This window comes from Pedobacter sp. G11, assembly GCF_003860265.1.
Lineage (GTDB): Bacteria > Bacteroidota > Bacteroidia > Sphingobacteriales > Sphingobacteriaceae > Pedobacter > Pedobacter agri.
The window spans coordinates 4,776,118-4,791,859 of the sequence record NZ_CP034190.1 but is presented as its reverse complement, the minus strand read 5'-3'; the positions used below and the strand labels follow the sequence as shown (position 1 = coordinate 4,791,859).

Sequence of the window (15,742 nt, the reverse complement as noted above, 5' to 3'; positions counted from 1 at the left end):
AAAAAGCCTCAGACTTGCAGATGTTTAATCTGCAAATCTGAGGCTTTTAGCTTATGAAACGTTCTGATTAAAAGTGGAACTGCACACCTAATTTAGGAGCGAAAGTGTTCGCTTCTAAACCGAATGAGTTTGCAGAAACTTCAGCACCTGTAAGTTCGTTTTTAACATTAAGATTGGTGTAGCCTAAACCATTAACTGAAACCTCGATACCGATTCTTTTGGTTGGGAAAAAGGCAAAACCTGGTGCGATATTTACACCAATGCTTGTAGTGGTCGCTACTTTTGCGCCGGTATCTCCATTATTGTTTACCACTTTATTGTTTCCAAAAGCCATTGGAACTGATAATTGTCCGAAGAATTTGAATTGATCTGATAAACCAACATAGTAACGACCGAATGGTGCCACCACGAATGCCTGGTTTAAGATATTTGAACTAACTTGTTTGTCATAGTCATAACCTACACCTGTTCCAATTGCGAAGTTATCGCTTACAAAATAACCTACACTTGGAACTACGCTAAAGCTTACATCAGATTTTGCTGCAGTTTCTACTTTTGTAGAATTGAAGCCCACATTACCACCTAAAATTACTTTACCTTTTTCTGTTTGTGCATTTGCTCCATACACTAAACCTGCAACTGCTACTACTGATAATAATAGTTTTTTCATCTTTTTTATTATTTATTTGTTTGTAAAAAATAGCCAGTTTTTACCTTTTTAATGTCTGACTATATTTGACTAAAAGTCAATACCGGTGCCAAAAAACACTGTCAGTATCATTAAAAAATCAGTTTTTATTCAACTCCTTAACTTTTAGTTAGATATGAATTTGGTGTTAAATCAATATTATTTTTGTGTGACTAAAAGTTAATCGACTGATTAATTTCGATAGGCTGTCAGATTGACAAACTGACTTTTTTTGTATAAATGTCAGCTTTAACCGGAAGGTTTGACACCTTTTGAGAATATCAAAAATGGAAAAAGCCGCTTAAGTTAAGCAGCCTTTGGTTATTCAGCAAATATGATTTTGTTTGTACGTTTTGGTTGAATGGAGCAAATGTGCGAGAATTTTTTTCAACACATTTAGCTGATGTAGGTCAACTATACTATCCGTTATACTTTAGATGCAACAATCAGATTTTCAATTTTCCTTTTGATTAAACTTATGGTTTTTTCATCCGTTAAATTTCCTGCTTCATCAAATTTTGTTTGTGCCTGTGCAATCAGTACTTCAGGCTGTAACACAGGATTCATATTCAGGAAAGTAAAAACAGGAAGGAAGGCCGTTTGCATTCTTACCGTTCCCCACATGCCCTGTGTAGCACCAAGCATGGCTACCGGTTTGTGCATCAGTGGAGCATCTTTTCCACGGCTTGCCCAATCAATTGCATTTTTCAATCCACCCGGAATGGAATAGTTATACTCAGGAGAGGCAATGATGAAAGCATCTGCCTGAGCCAATGCCGCTCTGAACTTAACCACGCTTGCAGGCCGTTCTGCTACCTCTGGTGTATCGTTATCTGCATTGTAAACCGGAATATCATCAAAAGGAACAATTTCAAATTCTATTCCTTCTGGTACTAATGTGCCAGCAAACTTAAGTAACATTGCATTGTACGAGCCTTTTCTCAGGCTTCCGCACAAGCCAACAATTTTTCTGTTCTTTTCCATACAGATAAAACCCCCGCATAATAAAAATGTTTGATACCAGCAAGGACCTGTCGTTCAGGATAAAAAAATATAATCGCTATTTTTGTGTATTATCAATTCCCTTATGACTGATCAAAATCCTTCCAAAGCAATTATCGAAAAAACAGTATTCCCGATTTTATTTGCGCTAAGTTTTTCCCATTTGTTAAATGATACCATTCAATCGTTAATTCCTGCAATTTATCCCATTATTAAAACCGATTACCATTTAAGCTTCTCACAAATTGGATTAATTACGCTCACGTTTCAACTGGCGGCTTCACTGCTTCAACCTTTTGTAGGATTATATACTGATAAAAAGCCACAACCTTACTCACTAGCTGTTGGGATGGGTTTCACCTTAATTGGATTGATAACGCTATCTCAATCGACTCATTTTTATACCATGCTGGTTTCCGTAGCCTTAATAGGCGTAGGTTCATCCATATTCCATCCGGAAGCCTCGAGAATGGCGCATGCGGCATCAGGTGGCAAAAGAGGTTTGGCACAATCTGTATTTCAGCTGGGCGGAAATGCAGGCAGTTCATTAGGTCCTTTACTAGCCGCCTGGATTATTGTTCCTTACGGACAGTTTAGCGTAGTTTGGTTTTCCATCATTGCACTTTTAGCCATTATCATTTTGAGCTATGTTGGCAACTGGTATAAAGGTTTTGTGCTTGCACGAAGTAAAAAAGCAGCTATTACCACCACAGTGAATCAGTTTTCGAAAAACAAGGTCATTTTTTCAGTGGTCATCCTTTTGCTGCTTATTTTCTCGAAATACTTCTACATGGCCAGCTTAACCAACTACTTCACCTTCTATTTAATCCAGAAATTCAATGTTTCAGTTCAAACCTCACAAATTTATTTGTTTGTGTTCCTTTTTTCCGTTGCAGCAGGAACGTTATTGGGCGGACCTATTGGCGATAAAATCGGAAGAAAATATGTAATCTGGGCATCTATATTGGGCACAGCACCGTTTGCGCTGTTATTGCCACATGCTAATTTGTTTTGGGTTGGCGTTTTAATTGTTCCTATCGGGATGATTTTGGCATCTGCATTTTCGGCCATTTTAGTTTATGCACAAGAGTTGATACCTGGTAAAGTAGGTTTAGTGGCGGGATTGTTTTTTGGCTTTGCGTTTGGAATGGGTGGGATAGGATCTGCTTTGCTGGGAAAACTTGCCGATTCAACCAGTATTGAATATGTATTTAATATTTGTGCTTTTTTGCCATTAATTGGATTGTTAACAGGGTTCTTACCAAATATTGAAACAAAAAAGAAATAAAAAATCCCGCCTTTTTCCAGGCGGGATAAATTTTAAAAATGAAAATTGAAACCTAAGCTAGGTACAAATGTATTTAAGCCAAAAGTGAAGCTATTGCTGTCGAAAGCAATCGCATTTTGGTTCTTTTCATCAGACTTATCATTTCTTTTGCTGTAAGCAAGTAATGGGAAAGAGAACTCAATCGCCCATTTCTTTGCCGGAAAAAAAGCAAAGCCAGGGTTAATTGATGCATTGTAAGTTGTTGATTTAGATTCTACACTTTGATAATTGAAGCTTCCGGTTCCACTTAGTGATTGATTAGTTTTTCCAAATGCGACGTCGAAATTAGCCTGACCAAAAAATTTGAACTTATCTGTGATATCTACATAATATCTCACAAACGGACCCACATTAAATGACTTGTCTCTTTGAATTGAAGTAGATATCAGAGGACTGTTTCCAACGGTGAAAAATTGCTCTACTACGTTTTTTCTTTCATCATAACCAATGCTTAAACCAATTGCAAGATTTTTGCTAAAGAAGTGGCCAACCCTTGGCATTACATTGAAAAATGTTGATTCGCTAGCGCCATAATTCATTGTACTAACAGGCCTTAACTCATCTTTACCATACCCAATTGATCCACCAATTATAGTGTTTCCCTTGTCTGTCTGAGCAATTGAAGTAAATGCAGCAGTGCATAATACTGCTAATAATAATAGTTGTTTTTTCATTACGTGTGTGTTTATTTGTTGGCGCAATTATAACACAAAAAAATTATAACAACTAGTTTGTTTGGTGGCTTAAATAAAGATTCGGCTTTATAAAAAAAAGCATCAACTATTTGGTTGATGCTTTTAAAAGGACGAATTTTAGCTGAAAAGCTTATCGTATGTCACTATTTTCCCAAATCGAACGATACGCCAATATTAAATGAGAACTGATTATTCAAACGCTCGTAACCAATGGCATCCGAATTGTATTTTGCAATCGGGAATTGTGCTTCTGTAAATAATCCGAATCCTTTATCAAAGAAAACTCTTCCGCCAACATGGCCACCAAAGTTTTTCAAACCAAGGTTTAAACCTGGGTACAAATCTACGTTTGATGGTAAGCCGATCACGTTACCCAGGTTGGCATTAAATCTTGCTTTAAGATCAAACCGGTCGCCAAAACCTGGCTTATCAATACCTGCAAAGGATTTTACGCCTAACAAATAACCAGCTTGTGCACCAATGGAGAAGCTTTGCCCCAGGCCATAGTCAAGCGAGGTAACAATTCCGGTGCCCCATTTTTGCAGATTGGCTCCGATCTGGAATCTCAAGTCTTCTTTTCCTTTATATGCATCGATTTGTGCATTTGCCTGCGAGTAAACGATAACCAGTAAAAATAAGCTCGTAATAATTCTTTTCATTTTTAAATAATTGATTTTATGGGTAATTAATAAATTCTTTTTCAATCTTTAAAACTGATGAAATACAGAAAACACCACACATCGATGCCTGATTTCATTACTTCATAGAAATAACAGTTCGAAAGAAATTTAAATTTTATGCAGCTATTAAAACAGCTGATATTACAGGATGTAAGTTGCTATAAGGATGTTTAGCAAGCCGATTTGGCGCTGCAAATATATAAGAAAAGATGGCGAAAGGGAATTATTACGATAAAATTTGCAGCTATGTAGTTTAAATGGTGTTGATCACTGTAAAAAAAGAAACTGCCTCATTAACACAATCCTTCAGACTTGGTTGCGGTTGACGAGGCAGCTCCTTTAATTTTCACGAAGGTATCTTTATTGCCGATTGAGTTTTTCGATAAAGTAATAGGTGTTTAATGCATCGTCCGAAGCAGGATCGTCGCCCTCATTTTGAATTGATTTTATTTTACCTTTACTTTTAGATGCCGTTGCATTGAAATACTCAAACCGGATGTTTCCAATCGTTTTGATCTTGCCATCTTCATCAGGAAATACTGAATTGTAATATGCTACCCGTACATCTCCAATGGATTTAATTTTTCCATCTTCTGACGGAAAAACGCTGTTGTAATACTCAATACGCTTGTCGCCAATAGATTTCACTTTGCCGTCTTCTGATTTAAAAACGGAATTATAATAGGTAATTGGAGTTCCATTAATTGATTTAATTTTTCCATCTTCTGATGGGAAAACACTGCTGTAGTATTCAATTTTACCACGGAAACGTTGTGCGTGAACCTGTAGTGAAGATATAACTATGAGCATGATCACAAAGCTGCTATATCTTGAAATTTTAGTTAATACATTTTTCATGAGATGATGTTTAGAAATGGAAATTAATGGTGAAAGTAGGAGTGAAGTTGTCCAACGCTAACCTTAAATTATTCTTCTTATCGAAGTTGTACAAAGATTCTTCAGCATAATAGTTCTGATGAAAAAATGTAACTATCGGGAAAGAAAATTCGAGGCTGGAGTCATCAGACAGGAGGTAAGTAAAGCCCGGAGTTAAGCTTGCGCCCCATCCTTTTGCTCTGGCATCTGTTCTGATTAAATAGCCTTCATCATCTATTCTATTAAAGGTATTGATTTGCAGGAGTAAGTTAGCTTGTGCAAAAAACTTGAAGCGTTTCTTTACATCTACATATTTTCTGATGAAAGGAGAAAGGCCAAAACTAAATTCTTTCGGACCATAGCGGTCTTCATATCTGCCATCTTCTTCATCCCAGGAAATGTAACTCTCCCCACGAAGTTTGGAAAGGTTTAAAGGGATTTCCAGCCCGATGGCGAGATTATCCTTTAAAAAATAACCGCCTCTGGGTGTTGCTGTAAAAGTGTTAATTGCAGCGGTAGAATTATTTTGCTTTGAAGTGCCAAAGCTTAAGCTGATGCCGGCAAAGCCACTGCCTTTTTCAGTTTGCGCATAGCTACGCCAACTGACGGCGCACAGCAGCGCCATGATGATTAATTTAGGTTTCATTGTTTGTGTTTTTGTGTGTAATCAATAATAATCATTATCGAAATAAAAAACAAGAGGGGAATATTGTTCATGCTAGCACTGACGTTTATATTCCGTCATTGCGATCCCGATATTTCATCGGGAGAAGCAATCTCATCCTTAAAGAGAAGATTGCCGCGGTCGTGAAATACTCCCTCGCAATGACGAACTGGCTAGGGGATGGGCGAAAATATTACGTTTAGGCATAATATATGAACATCATAAATGAACGTCAATTATAAATGGTCGTCATCCGCAGCTTCCCGAAATGAATTCGGGACAAGTAAACTGGGGATTTTAAAGCATAAGAATGATGAACAAAACCATTTTAATAGCTTCTTCGTCATTCCCACCTGCATCCAGCAAAAATAAATTGCAAAAAAAAATCCTTCAGAAACTAATCTGAAGGATTTTTTTATTGATTTGCCTAATCCTCTTTTTGGTTCAGGAACACAAAATTATGATCGAACATATCTAACTTAATTTTGCTGTCTTTATCTATCTTACCCGCCAGTATCTCTTTTGACAACTCATTTAAGATTCTTTTCTGGATCACCCTTTTCAATGGCCGTGCACCAAATTGCGGATCGTAACCAAGTTGTGCCAGCCAATCTAAAGCTTCATCGCTCGCTTCCATTTCAATGCCCATTTCTGCAAGCGTTTGTTGAACATGCTTAAACTGCAAGGCAACAATATCTCTAATTTCACTGCGGTTTAATGGCGTGAACATAATCAGCTCGTCGATTCGGTTTAAAAACTCCGGACGAATGGTTTGTTTTAACACCTCAAACAACTCATTTTTTGTTTTTGCAATTACCTCGTCACGGTTTTCATCACTTAAATTTTTGAAGTTATCCTGAATTAAGTGGGCACCGATGTTCGATGTCATGATGATGATCGTATTTTTGAAGTTAACCGTTCTGCCTTTGTTATCTGTTAAGCGCCCATCATCTAACACTTGTAACAGAATATTAAATACATCCGGGTGTGCTTTTTCAATTTCATCAAGCAATACAACTGAATATGGTTTACGTCGAACGGCTTCGGTTAACTGTCCACCTTCATCGTAGCCAACGTATCCCGGAGGCGCTCCAATCAAACGTGAAACGGCATGGCGCTCCTGATATTCACTCATATCAATACGCGTTAAAGCATTCTCATCATTAAATAAAAACTCTGCCAGTGCCTTAGCCAGTTCGGTTTTACCAACTCCGGTGGTACCTAAAAATATGAAAGAACCAATTGGTTTACGCTTATCTTGTAAACCTGCACGAGAGCGGCGAATGGCATCAGAAATGGCTTCAATGGCCTCGTCTTGTCCGGCTACCCGTTGGTGCAATTCCTGTTCAAGGTTTAATAATTTTTCACGCTCGCTGGCAATTAATTTCGTCACCGGAATCCCTGTCCAACGGCCAACCACACCGGCGATATCGTCAGCAGTTACCTCTTCCTTCAGCATTCTGCTATCGGTTTGCTGATTTTCCAGATCAGCTTTTAACTGCTCTACCTGGTCTTGTGCTTCTTTAATTTTACCATAACGGATTTCGGCAACCTTGCCATAATCTCCGGCACGTTCAGCTTGTTCAGCCTCTAATTTAAAATGCTCAATTTGTTCCAATTGATTATTAACCGCATCAACCAGGTCTTTTTCGCCCTGCCATTTGGCTTTAAATTCATCACGCTCTGCCGATAAATTGGCAATTTCTTCAGATAACTCCTGAACCTTGCGATCGTCTTTTTCGCGTTTAATGGCTTCGCGTTCAATTTCCAAACGCATAATTTCCCGGTCAAGGGCATCAACATTTTCAGGAACGCTATCCATTTCCATACGTAGTTTTGATGCGGCTTCATCCATTAAATCAATGGCTTTATCTGGTAAAAAGCGATCGGAAATATATCGCTGACTCATTTCTACCGCTGCAATAATAGCTTCATCTTTAATCCTCACTTTGTGGTGAGTTTCATAACGTTCTTTTAAACCCCTTAGGATAGAAATGGCATCCTGTGTGTCTGGTTCTTCCACCATTACTTTTTGAAAACGACGCTCCAGTGCTTTGTCTTTCTCCAGATATTTTTGATATTCATCTAAAGTAGTAGCACCAATTGCTCTCAACTCTCCACGGGCCAAAGCTGGTTTTAAAATATTTGCGGCATCCATAGCACCTTCGCCACCGCCTGCACCCACTAAAGTATGGATTTCATCAATAAATAAAATGATATCTCCATCGCTTTGCGTCACCTCTTTTACCACCGCTTTTAAGCGTTCTTCAAACTCGCCTTTATATTTCGCACCTGCAATTAAAGCACCCATATCTAATGAGTAAACAGTTTTGCTCTTTAGGTTTTCAGGCACGTCACCCTTAATAATCCTGAACGCAATTCCTTCAGCTATAGCAGTTTTACCTACGCCAGGCTCACCAATTAAAATCGGATTGTTTTTCGTCCTACGAGATAAAATTTGAATAACCCGACGAATTTCTTCATCTCTACCGATAACCGGATCGAGCTTTCCGCTTTCGGCATATTCATTTAAGTTTCGGGCATATTTATTTAGTGCCTGATAAGTGGCTTCTGCGTTTTGATCTGTTACACGATTATCGCCACGTAATGCGGTAATGGCTTTTTTAAGGTCTTTTTCGCCAACACCCTGTTCTTTTAATAATTTGGATGTATTATCGTTAACTGCCAGAATTCCTAATAATAAATGCTCTACAGAAACAAATTCATCCTTAAATTCTTTCAAAAATGTTTGCGCTTTCTGCAAAACGCTATTGGTATTTGATGACAGATAGACATTGCTTCCGCTAACTTTCGGGAACCTGGCAATTTCTGCGTCTAAATTTTGGTTTAAAGTATTCAGGTTTACGTTGAGTTTCTTTAATACATAAGAAACTACGTTTTCATCAACAGTAAGCAAACCTTTAAGGAGGTGTGCCGTTTCAATAGCCTGCTGCTGATTGCCCTGGGCTATTTCAGAAGCCTGTTGAATTGCTTCCTGGGCTTTTATTGTAAAATTGTTGAAGTTCATATAACCGTTTTAGTCAAAACAAATGCCACAGCTATTTTGATTCTTCAATCGGAAATTTTGTCGGTTAATATTTGGAAATCATGTCTAAATTGCTGATTATTAGTATTTTGTACTGAATAATTGGCGCATTTGCTTGATTATTCAGGTTCAAACCCTTTTATCCCCACGCAAAAACAAATTTATGATTCTTTACGTAGGGAGAAAGATGATTGGTAATTTATATGACTACTTTACTTTATGTTCAATCAGATATTTACCGGCTGCCAAATTAATTTTTCCGGACTGGGTGAGTTTTCCATTCACAAATATATCCATGTGACTTACCATACCCAGGTTAATTGTGCCAGTTGAGTTTGGAGGAATAGTGATATCATATTGAATGCCTTTGCTTGTACGCTGCCAGGCACTCGTAATTTTACCGTATGGTCCAATGTGACTAGCTTCAAAAGAACTTAATCCCTCCACAATGTGTGGATCTAGGATGACATGTTTAAATCCAGGTTGATTTTCATCAGGCTTAATACCGCCGGGAGATTTGTACAACCAGGCACCAATCTCCCCAAACATAATGTGGTTCATGGAGATATCGGACTTCGCATCTATTGGCCAGTTTTCATATAAAGTTGTGGCGCCATTTTCCATCCACCACCCCCAGCTAGGATAGGTTTTTTGCGCAGCCACTTTGTAAGCTGAATTGCTATAGCCATTTTCGCTTAAGGCATTTAATATTGCCTTAGTGCCAAGCAATCCCACATCCAGGTGATAACCGTCTGCCTCTACACGTTTAGCTAAATTCTCTGCTACCAGTTGTACAGATTCTTCAGGAACAATTTTCCAATAAAGTGGCACACTCATATCTGTTTGTATCCCTGAACCATAAATGCCTTTTGTTTTATCAAGGTATTTGGCATTGAAGGCTAGCTTAATTTTATTGGCCAGCTTGGTATATCTTTCACTATCTGCAGTTTTCCCTAGTATTTTAGCTGCTTTGGCCAAAATCACCACGTCAGCATAATAATAACAAGTTGAAGTGAGTTCTACAGGAGATTTTGATTTCACCGGAATCCAGTCGCCCAGCCCCCAGCTTGTTAGACCTGTTGGGTACGTTTCATCGATATGGTTTACATATTTACGGATGTTTTCGTAACAATCGGAAAGCAGTTTTTTATCACCATAAAACAAATATATGTTCCACGGTATAATTGCAATGGTACTCGTCCAATCTGGTCCGTTTCCCCATTCGTAACCCCAGCCATCCGTAGGAATAATAGAAGGGAGCACACCATTCGGCTGCTGCTCATCGCGATGATCGGCTAACCATTTTTCATAAATGGTAATCCCATCAAAACCATATAGTCCGGTTTCTATGGCAATCTGGGCATCACCCGTCCACCCATTTTTTTCCCTTTGCGGACAATCAGTAGGGTAGCCAAAAAGATTTGATAAGTAGGAATTATTGGTGGCGTAATATATTTTGTTAATGATGGGTTCTGAAGCCTTGATATTTCCAGATTGTGGAACATCGCTATGCATAAAATAGCCCACTAAGTCTTCTTTTTTCAACTCAAGCGGAACGGAAGTAGTCACTTCCACATATTGAAAACCTTTATAATTGAAATGCGGCATAAAACTTTGCTCTCCTTTGCCATTTAAGATTAAAATGTCAGTCTGAAATGGATCTGTATTATCTGTAGGGCGATAATGTGCATCAATGTTTGAAATATCTAATCGACCATTAGTATACAATCTTTCACCATGTTTAAGGCGAATAATTGTTCCCGCGGGGCCATTTAAAGTAATTTTGCTTACGCCAGAAATATTCCTTCCTAAATCAAACAGATAGGTGGTATCATTAATCTTTTTGATGGATTTTGTCGCAATCTCCTCAACATTCCGAATAGGGTGTAAGGCTTGTGCAACAATATTTCTTGATGGCGCAGAGCGATACATTACGGCCCTCCAGTCTTTATCATCAAAGCTTGCCGTGTTCCAGCCCGGCTTTTCCATGCGTGCATCATAATGCTCGGCCGTATAAATGCTGTTAAAAACGATGGGGCTTAAAGCTGTTTTCCAATCTTTGCCTGATTTAATGGTTTCTGTGGTTCCATCTTCATAGGTGATTCGCACATCTAAACAAAAAGTAGGGCGGTTACGCCATGGTGCACGATCGAAATACCATACCGCTGTTGATTGATGATTATACCAACCATTGCCAAGCAGTACGCCAATACCATTTTTTCCCTGCTGTATGGCGGTGGTAACGTCGTAGGTTACGTACAGCGTACGTCTGTCGAAACGTGTATACATCGGATCCATTCGATGATTGCCAATTTTCTTACCATTAATAGATAGTTCGTATAAACCGCCGGCGGCGATATAAGCTCGTGCCGATTTTATTTTTTTTGCCGCCTTAAAGGTATATCTAAAATAGGGTGCAGGTTTGAGTTTGATGTTTTCATTATCTGATATCCAAGCACCTTGCCAGTTGGCCATATTCATCATTCCCATCTCAAAACTTGCAATTTTGCTGAAGGTTTTTTTGCGACCATTTGTAACATCAATCCTCCAGAAATACTTGGTAAAAGGTTTTAGTGGTTTCCCAGAAAAAATAACCAGGTTGATATCAGATTTATTCCAGCCTGAATTCCAGCAGCTAGCTTTTTCTTGCATCAGGGCAGCTGAATCAACATCAACCAAAATACGATAAGCTGTTTGTTTGGCGCCGAGGCTCGCATCGTTCATTTGCCAGGTAAAACGCGGCTTGGCATTGTCTAGGCCAATGGGGTTTTCCAAATACTCTGTCTTAAGCGCAGTTAGAGATTGCGAACTTGCGTTTGAGTAAATGAACGGTGCAAGAAATAACGTTAAAATTTGAGGGAAATGAAATTTCATAGTTTTTGGTTATTAAAAACTAAGGTATCAAAATAAAAGACTCCTAAATAAATATCAACGGAATTTTTACGCATAAAAAAAGCGAAGAGGAATCTTCGCTATATATTTCGAAATAAAGAGTCAGAAACCAGCCCGTCGTACTTTTTGACTACCCTAAAATTTCTTTTAATTTTTCAGTTTGATGATCAACCAGTTTTTGTAATGGACCTGAAGCCAGCATTTTCATCATCATATTTAAATCTGCTGAGATGATGTGTTTTGCTGTGGTAGTACCGTTTCCATTATCTGCTACAGTCCATTTTAGCTCCACCTCAAAAGGCGCTTTTTCGGTTGGGATGGCTGTTAATTCCTGGTTTTCTACACGATTAGAGATTTTGATTGCCAGTTTAGCCATATTTTGAATGGTAAAACGTGCTTCATCTTCTGTAGACTCCCAGTTGTAAATATTTTCCGGCATCAATTGCTGATGATTGTTCATGTCAGAAAGAAAAGTGTAAACCTCTGAAACGGGTTTATTTACCTCTACAGCGTTTTCAATAATCGTCATTATATATTTTATCGGTTAGTTTTTCAGGTATTTATGATTTAGGACTTACTGCTTGTCCCCATTCTGATGGATTTAAGCGCCATTTGCTTAATAATTCCATATCGCTTTTGGCAATAATACTGTGCTCGGCAGCATAATCAATTAAAGCGGCATAGTTTGATAAAGTTAAGTAACGGCATTTTGCAGCAGCGAAATTCTCGTCAGCTTTTTCAAATCCGTAAGTAAAAATTGCAGCTAAACCAGCTACTGATAAGCCAGCAGCTCTCAGTGCTTCAACGGCTTGTAGGCTGCTTTTACCTGTAGATATTAAATCTTCAATTACTACAACGCGTTGTCCTTCAACAACTTCGCCTTCAATTAAGCTTCCTGTTCCGTGTTCTTTAGCTTTAGCTCTAACATAAATAAAAGGTAAGCCTAATTCCTGCGCCACTAAAACGCCTTGTGGAATGCCGGCAGTGGCTACTCCAGCAATAACATCAACTGACCCAAATTCTTCCTGAATCGCTTGTGCTAACTTCTGACGGATGTAAGTTCTAACCTGAGGATGTGAAAGGGTGATTCTGTTATCGCAATAAATTGGCGACTTCCAACCCGAGGCCCAAGTAAAAGGATTATTAGGTTGTAATTTAATTGCCTTTATTTGTAATAAAAATTCCGCTACCTTTAATTCAATATCACTTTTATTATACATGGCCCAAAAATACAGAATTTATATTAACGATAACACCCTCTTCATATCAGATGTTTTGCCTGAACAAAAAGAAAAAATTCAACAGCTTGAATTTCAGGATTTTGATTTGCAGACATTTTACAAAAAATTAAAAAACGGGTCGAAAAAAAGCTATATATTTTTAACAAAAAACCCTCAGGAAACATTTAGGAAGCTAAAAAGGAACTGTGAGATTATCAAAGCTGCTGGGGGCTTGGTGGAGAGTGTGAATGGGAATTACTTGTTTATCTTTAGAAATAAGAAATGGGATTTGCCAAAGGGAAAGCTTGAAGATGGCGAAAACATGAAAGAAACTGCCGTTAGAGAAGTAGAAGAAGAGTGTGGAATAAAGGTTGCTAAAAGAGAAGAGAAACTTTGCAAAACTTATCATGTTTATCCCATGGGTTCGAAGATGGTGATTAAAAAAACCAATTGGTATAAAATGAAGGTGAAAGGAGAACCGAAACTGATCCCTCAAAAAGAAGAAGGCATTGATGAGGCGGTTTGGTTAGATAAAAATCATATCGGACCAGTGGTAAAAAACACTTTCCCATCGATTATGGATGTGTTAAGGGCAGGTGGGATTTTGTAATCCCAAAACCGATCTTTCAATTGTATCACTGAAATATACAAGCTTTTTTTATGCGATTAAATCGAAACGCTATTATGCGCTCGTTTCAAACGAGCGCAAACAAGATTATATATAGCTTTAGGATTTGTTCGAAATGTTTATTCATCATCCAATTCATCAACCACTTTTTTAACCCTGGCTAAATACTTTCCATAATAATACCAGGCCCAGAGTTCGGTAATTACGCCAATAATCACGATGGTGATAAAACAGTTTAATAGTATGTAAGTTGGCGAAAGTTTTGCGAACACCCTATTTATCGCACCAGTTTTTTCAATAAGTAAATAAACCGTTATAAAACTCATCCATATAAAAGCAATGATATATGTGAGTGCTTTGTAGAGCTCTATATTTAATTTCATTTCATAGAAAAACCAAAGGATACTTTTCCTGCTATCCATGGTCATATCGTATGAATTCTTATAAAACCGGTAGAATTTGAAAAAATAATGAGCTGTAAAACCACATGTTATCGCATAAAAAGCCAGAAATATTAATTTCATCTGAGGCGAAAAACCAAATAAGTAAGGAAATGCGGCCATTAAAATTAATGCAACAATCTGGTAATTAAACTCATGTTTCATCTTTTTGCGAAGGATATCAATAGGTGTTTTGGCTTGCTTTATTTCAAGTAAATCTTTTGAGATGTTGGGTTCGGATGATTGATCAGCCTGCCAATCGTTTTTCAAATCGTCAAAATTCATAACCGTTTTTCTTTATAATGAATTGTAATTTTTCTTTTGTTCTGTTAAGTTTTACCCTGGCGTTTACTTCACTAATTCCTAGGTTTAGGGCAATTTCCCGATGCGATTGATTTTCCAGGAAAAGAAAGATTAATGCTTTTTCAACTGCATTTAATTCCTGAACAGCTTTGTAGAGATAAGCTAACCTTTCCTCCTTCGCTTCGCTATCGTCGGTATCAATTACATCAATATTCTCATTAAGTGGTGTTTTATCCACTTTTCGATGATCTTTTTTGAAATAAACTAATGCCGTATTTAGGGCTACACGGTACATCCACGTAGAAAACTTGCTGTTACCCTTAAAAGTTGGATAAGCTTTCCAAAGCTGCATCACAATTTCCTGAAACAAATCCCGCTGTTGTTCAGCATCGTTCATATACATTTTTGAAACTTTATGTATAATCGCTTTATGCTGATTGATGAGAGAAAGAAATATGTTTTCAGTTTCTTTCATTTTAGGCTTTTGGATGAGCGAAGTAAAAAGCATCAGGAAACATGGCTGTTGTCACAACATCAAGAATTACCAATTGAGTTTTCATAATTTAGTATTTTTACTCAATAAGTAACCCGTTTTGGAAAACGTTACACCAGCTATTAAAAATATTCCTAAAATCAAGGTTTATATAAAAAATCCAAGGCCTCTCTAGGCACAAATGGACTTACATCGCCATGATTTCTTAAGATGTCGCGAACGATGGTTGAGCTAATGGCAGAATATTCAGGTTTGCTTAATAGCAGAATGGTTTCTACTTCAGGCATCATGGTTTGGTTGATTTGAGCGATGGCTCTTTCATATTCAAAATCCGATGCTGAACGGATGCCACGAACCATATAAGTGGCATTAATTTTACGGCAAAAGTCGACAGTTAAGCCTTCGTAAGTCTGGATTTCGATATTTTGATAACCCTGGAAAACTTTTTCTAAAATATGCAGACGTTGTTCGGCGCTTAGGAAGTTTTGCTTGGCGCTATTTAAACCAATTCCGATTACAATCTTATCAAAGAGAGGAGTGGCACGTTGTAAGATGTTAACGTGTGCAATGGTAATTGGATCGAATGAACCTGGAAATAGCGCTATCTTCATCATTCAAATATAGATTTTTAAGTGTAAAAGAGAAAGATTAAAACAGCTTATGCTGAAATGGCTGTATTTCAGAAAGTAAGAAAGGCCTAAACTTTTTGGAGAGAAATTTAGGTGCGTTTGCTGGTTAGAAAGATTTTCAGGCTCGCTCGAGATAACAACTTTAATAGTTGAGGAGTT

At 37.8% G+C, this 15,742-nt stretch carries 15 protein-coding genes; 2 read left to right on the top strand and 13 right to left on the bottom strand.

Annotated elements, in window-relative coordinates; genetic code table 11:
- Positions 1–67 precede the first annotated feature (67 nt).
- Positions 68–670, bottom strand: a complete 603-nt coding sequence (locus tag EA772_RS20610; RefSeq protein ID WP_116167605.1) for an outer membrane beta-barrel protein — start codon at positions 668–670, stop codon at positions 68–70.
- Between the two features lie 444 nt (positions 671–1,114).
- Positions 1,115–1,672, bottom strand: coding sequence for an NADPH-dependent FMN reductase (locus EA772_RS20605; protein ID WP_124914754.1), 558 nt, complete (start codon positions 1,670–1,672; stop codon positions 1,115–1,117).
- A 103-nt stretch (positions 1,673–1,775) separates the two neighbouring features.
- Here EA772_RS20605 and EA772_RS20600 point away from each other — a divergent pair, with 103 nt between their 5' ends.
- On the top strand, positions 1,776–2,978 hold the full coding sequence (locus tag EA772_RS20600) for an MFS transporter (RefSeq protein ID WP_124914753.1): 1,203 nt from the start codon (positions 1,776–1,778) through the stop codon (positions 2,976–2,978).
- Positions 2,979–3,010: 32 nt separating this feature from the next.
- Here EA772_RS20600 and EA772_RS20595 read toward each other — a convergent pair whose 3' ends face one another.
- From EA772_RS20595 to pyrE, 8 genes are all read right to left on the bottom strand, one after another.
- On the bottom strand, positions 3,011–3,691 hold the full coding sequence (locus tag EA772_RS20595) for an outer membrane beta-barrel protein (protein WP_116167608.1): 681 nt from the start codon (positions 3,689–3,691) through the stop codon (positions 3,011–3,013).
- Positions 3,692–3,855: 164 nt separating this feature from the next.
- Positions 3,856–4,371 carry a DUF6646 family protein gene (locus EA772_RS20590; protein WP_029204137.1) on the bottom strand — a complete coding sequence of 172 codons (516 nt, stop codon included), beginning with the start codon at positions 4,369–4,371 and terminating at the stop codon, positions 3,856–3,858.
- 381 nt (positions 4,372–4,752) lie between these two features.
- Positions 4,753–5,250: a hypothetical protein gene (locus EA772_RS20585; RefSeq protein WP_124914752.1), complete on the bottom strand. Its 498-nt coding sequence runs from the start codon at positions 5,248–5,250 to the stop codon at positions 4,753–4,755.
- A 10-nt stretch (positions 5,251–5,260) separates the two neighbouring features.
- Positions 5,261–5,914 (bottom strand): hypothetical protein, encoded by a 654-nt coding sequence (locus EA772_RS20580; protein ID WP_116167610.1) that lies wholly within the window; start codon positions 5,912–5,914, stop codon positions 5,261–5,263.
- A 445-nt stretch (positions 5,915–6,359) separates the two neighbouring features.
- Positions 6,360–8,960, bottom strand: coding sequence for an ATP-dependent chaperone ClpB (clpB, locus tag EA772_RS20575; protein WP_116167611.1), 2,601 nt, complete (start codon positions 8,958–8,960; stop codon positions 6,360–6,362).
- A 225-nt stretch (positions 8,961–9,185) separates the two neighbouring features.
- Positions 9,186–11,852 (bottom strand): alpha-L-rhamnosidase, encoded by a 2,667-nt coding sequence (locus EA772_RS20570; RefSeq protein ID WP_124914751.1) that lies wholly within the window; start codon positions 11,850–11,852, stop codon positions 9,186–9,188.
- Between the two features lie 148 nt (positions 11,853–12,000).
- The gene (locus tag EA772_RS20565) at positions 12,001–12,399 is read right to left on the bottom strand and encodes an SRPBCC family protein (RefSeq protein WP_010603068.1); all 399 of its coding nucleotides are present in this window, start codon (positions 12,397–12,399) and stop codon (positions 12,001–12,003) included.
- A gap of 31 nt (positions 12,400–12,430) precedes the next feature.
- Positions 12,431–13,090 carry an orotate phosphoribosyltransferase gene (gene pyrE / locus EA772_RS20560; protein ID WP_010603067.1) on the bottom strand — a complete coding sequence of 220 codons (660 nt, stop codon included), beginning with the start codon at positions 13,088–13,090 and terminating at the stop codon, positions 12,431–12,433.
- Here pyrE and EA772_RS20555 point away from each other — a divergent pair.
- Entirely contained in the window at positions 13,089–13,700 is a 612-nt protein-coding gene (locus tag EA772_RS20555; protein ID WP_124914750.1) for an NUDIX hydrolase, read from the top strand. The genes pyrE and EA772_RS20555 overlap by 2 nt on opposite strands.
- 137 nt (positions 13,701–13,837) lie before the next feature.
- Here EA772_RS20555 and EA772_RS20550 read toward each other — a convergent pair whose 3' ends face one another.
- The 3 genes from EA772_RS20550 to coaD form a co-directional block, all read right to left on the bottom strand.
- Complete coding sequence (locus EA772_RS20550) at positions 13,838–14,443, bottom strand: hypothetical protein (RefSeq protein ID WP_116167614.1); 606 nt, start codon at positions 14,441–14,443, stop codon at positions 13,838–13,840.
- Positions 14,433–14,936 (bottom strand): RNA polymerase sigma factor, encoded by a 504-nt coding sequence (locus EA772_RS20545; protein ID WP_116167615.1) that lies wholly within the window; start codon positions 14,934–14,936, stop codon positions 14,433–14,435. Before EA772_RS20545 ends, EA772_RS20550 begins: the two co-directional genes overlap by 11 nt.
- A 158-nt stretch (positions 14,937–15,094) precedes the next feature.
- Complete coding sequence (gene coaD, locus EA772_RS20540) at positions 15,095–15,565, bottom strand: pantetheine-phosphate adenylyltransferase (protein WP_124915106.1); 471 nt, start codon at positions 15,563–15,565, stop codon at positions 15,095–15,097.
- Between the last annotated feature and the right edge of the window lie 177 nt (positions 15,566–15,742).

What these genes read in the sequence shown, in the direction of transcription:
- EA772_RS20610 (WP_116167605.1), bottom strand. Translation starts at nt 670, where the DNA reads ATGAAAAAACTATTATTATCAGTAGTAGCAGTTGCAGGTTTAGTGTAT.
- EA772_RS20605 (WP_124914754.1), bottom strand. Translation starts at nt 1,672, where the DNA reads ATGGAAAAGAACAGAAAAATTGTTGGCTTGTGCGGAAGCCTGAGAAAA.
- EA772_RS20600 (WP_124914753.1), top strand. Translation starts at nt 1,776, where the DNA reads ATGACTGATCAAAATCCTTCCAAAGCAATTATCGAAAAAACAGTATTC.
- EA772_RS20595 (WP_116167608.1), bottom strand. Translation starts at nt 3,691, where the DNA reads ATGAAAAAACAACTATTATTATTAGCAGTATTATGCACTGCTGCATTT.
- EA772_RS20590 (WP_029204137.1), bottom strand. Translation starts at nt 4,371, where the DNA reads ATGAAAAGAATTATTACGAGCTTATTTTTACTGGTTATCGTTTACTCG.
- EA772_RS20585 (WP_124914752.1), bottom strand. Translation starts at nt 5,250, where the DNA reads ATGAAAAATGTATTAACTAAAATTTCAAGATATAGCAGCTTTGTGATC.
- EA772_RS20580 (WP_116167610.1), bottom strand. Translation starts at nt 5,914, where the DNA reads ATGAAACCTAAATTAATCATCATGGCGCTGCTGTGCGCCGTCAGTTGG.
- clpB (WP_116167611.1), bottom strand. Translation starts at nt 8,960, where the DNA reads ATGAACTTCAACAATTTTACAATAAAAGCCCAGGAAGCAATTCAACAG.
- EA772_RS20570 (WP_124914751.1), bottom strand. Translation starts at nt 11,852, where the DNA reads ATGAAATTTCATTTCCCTCAAATTTTAACGTTATTTCTTGCACCGTTC.
- EA772_RS20565 (WP_010603068.1), bottom strand. Translation starts at nt 12,399, where the DNA reads ATGACGATTATTGAAAACGCTGTAGAGGTAAATAAACCCGTTTCAGAG.
- EA772_RS20555 (WP_124914750.1), top strand. Translation starts at nt 13,089, where the DNA reads ATGGCCCAAAAATACAGAATTTATATTAACGATAACACCCTCTTCATA.
- pyrE (WP_010603067.1), bottom strand. Translation starts at nt 13,090, where the DNA reads ATGTATAATAAAAGTGATATTGAATTAAAGGTAGCGGAATTTTTATTA.
- EA772_RS20550 (WP_116167614.1), bottom strand. Translation starts at nt 14,443, where the DNA reads ATGAATTTTGACGATTTGAAAAACGATTGGCAGGCTGATCAATCATCC.
- EA772_RS20545 (WP_116167615.1), bottom strand. Translation starts at nt 14,936, where the DNA reads ATGAAAGAAACTGAAAACATATTTCTTTCTCTCATCAATCAGCATAAA.
- coaD (WP_124915106.1), bottom strand. Translation starts at nt 15,565, where the DNA reads ATGAAGATAGCGCTATTTCCAGGTTCATTCGATCCAATTACCATTGCA.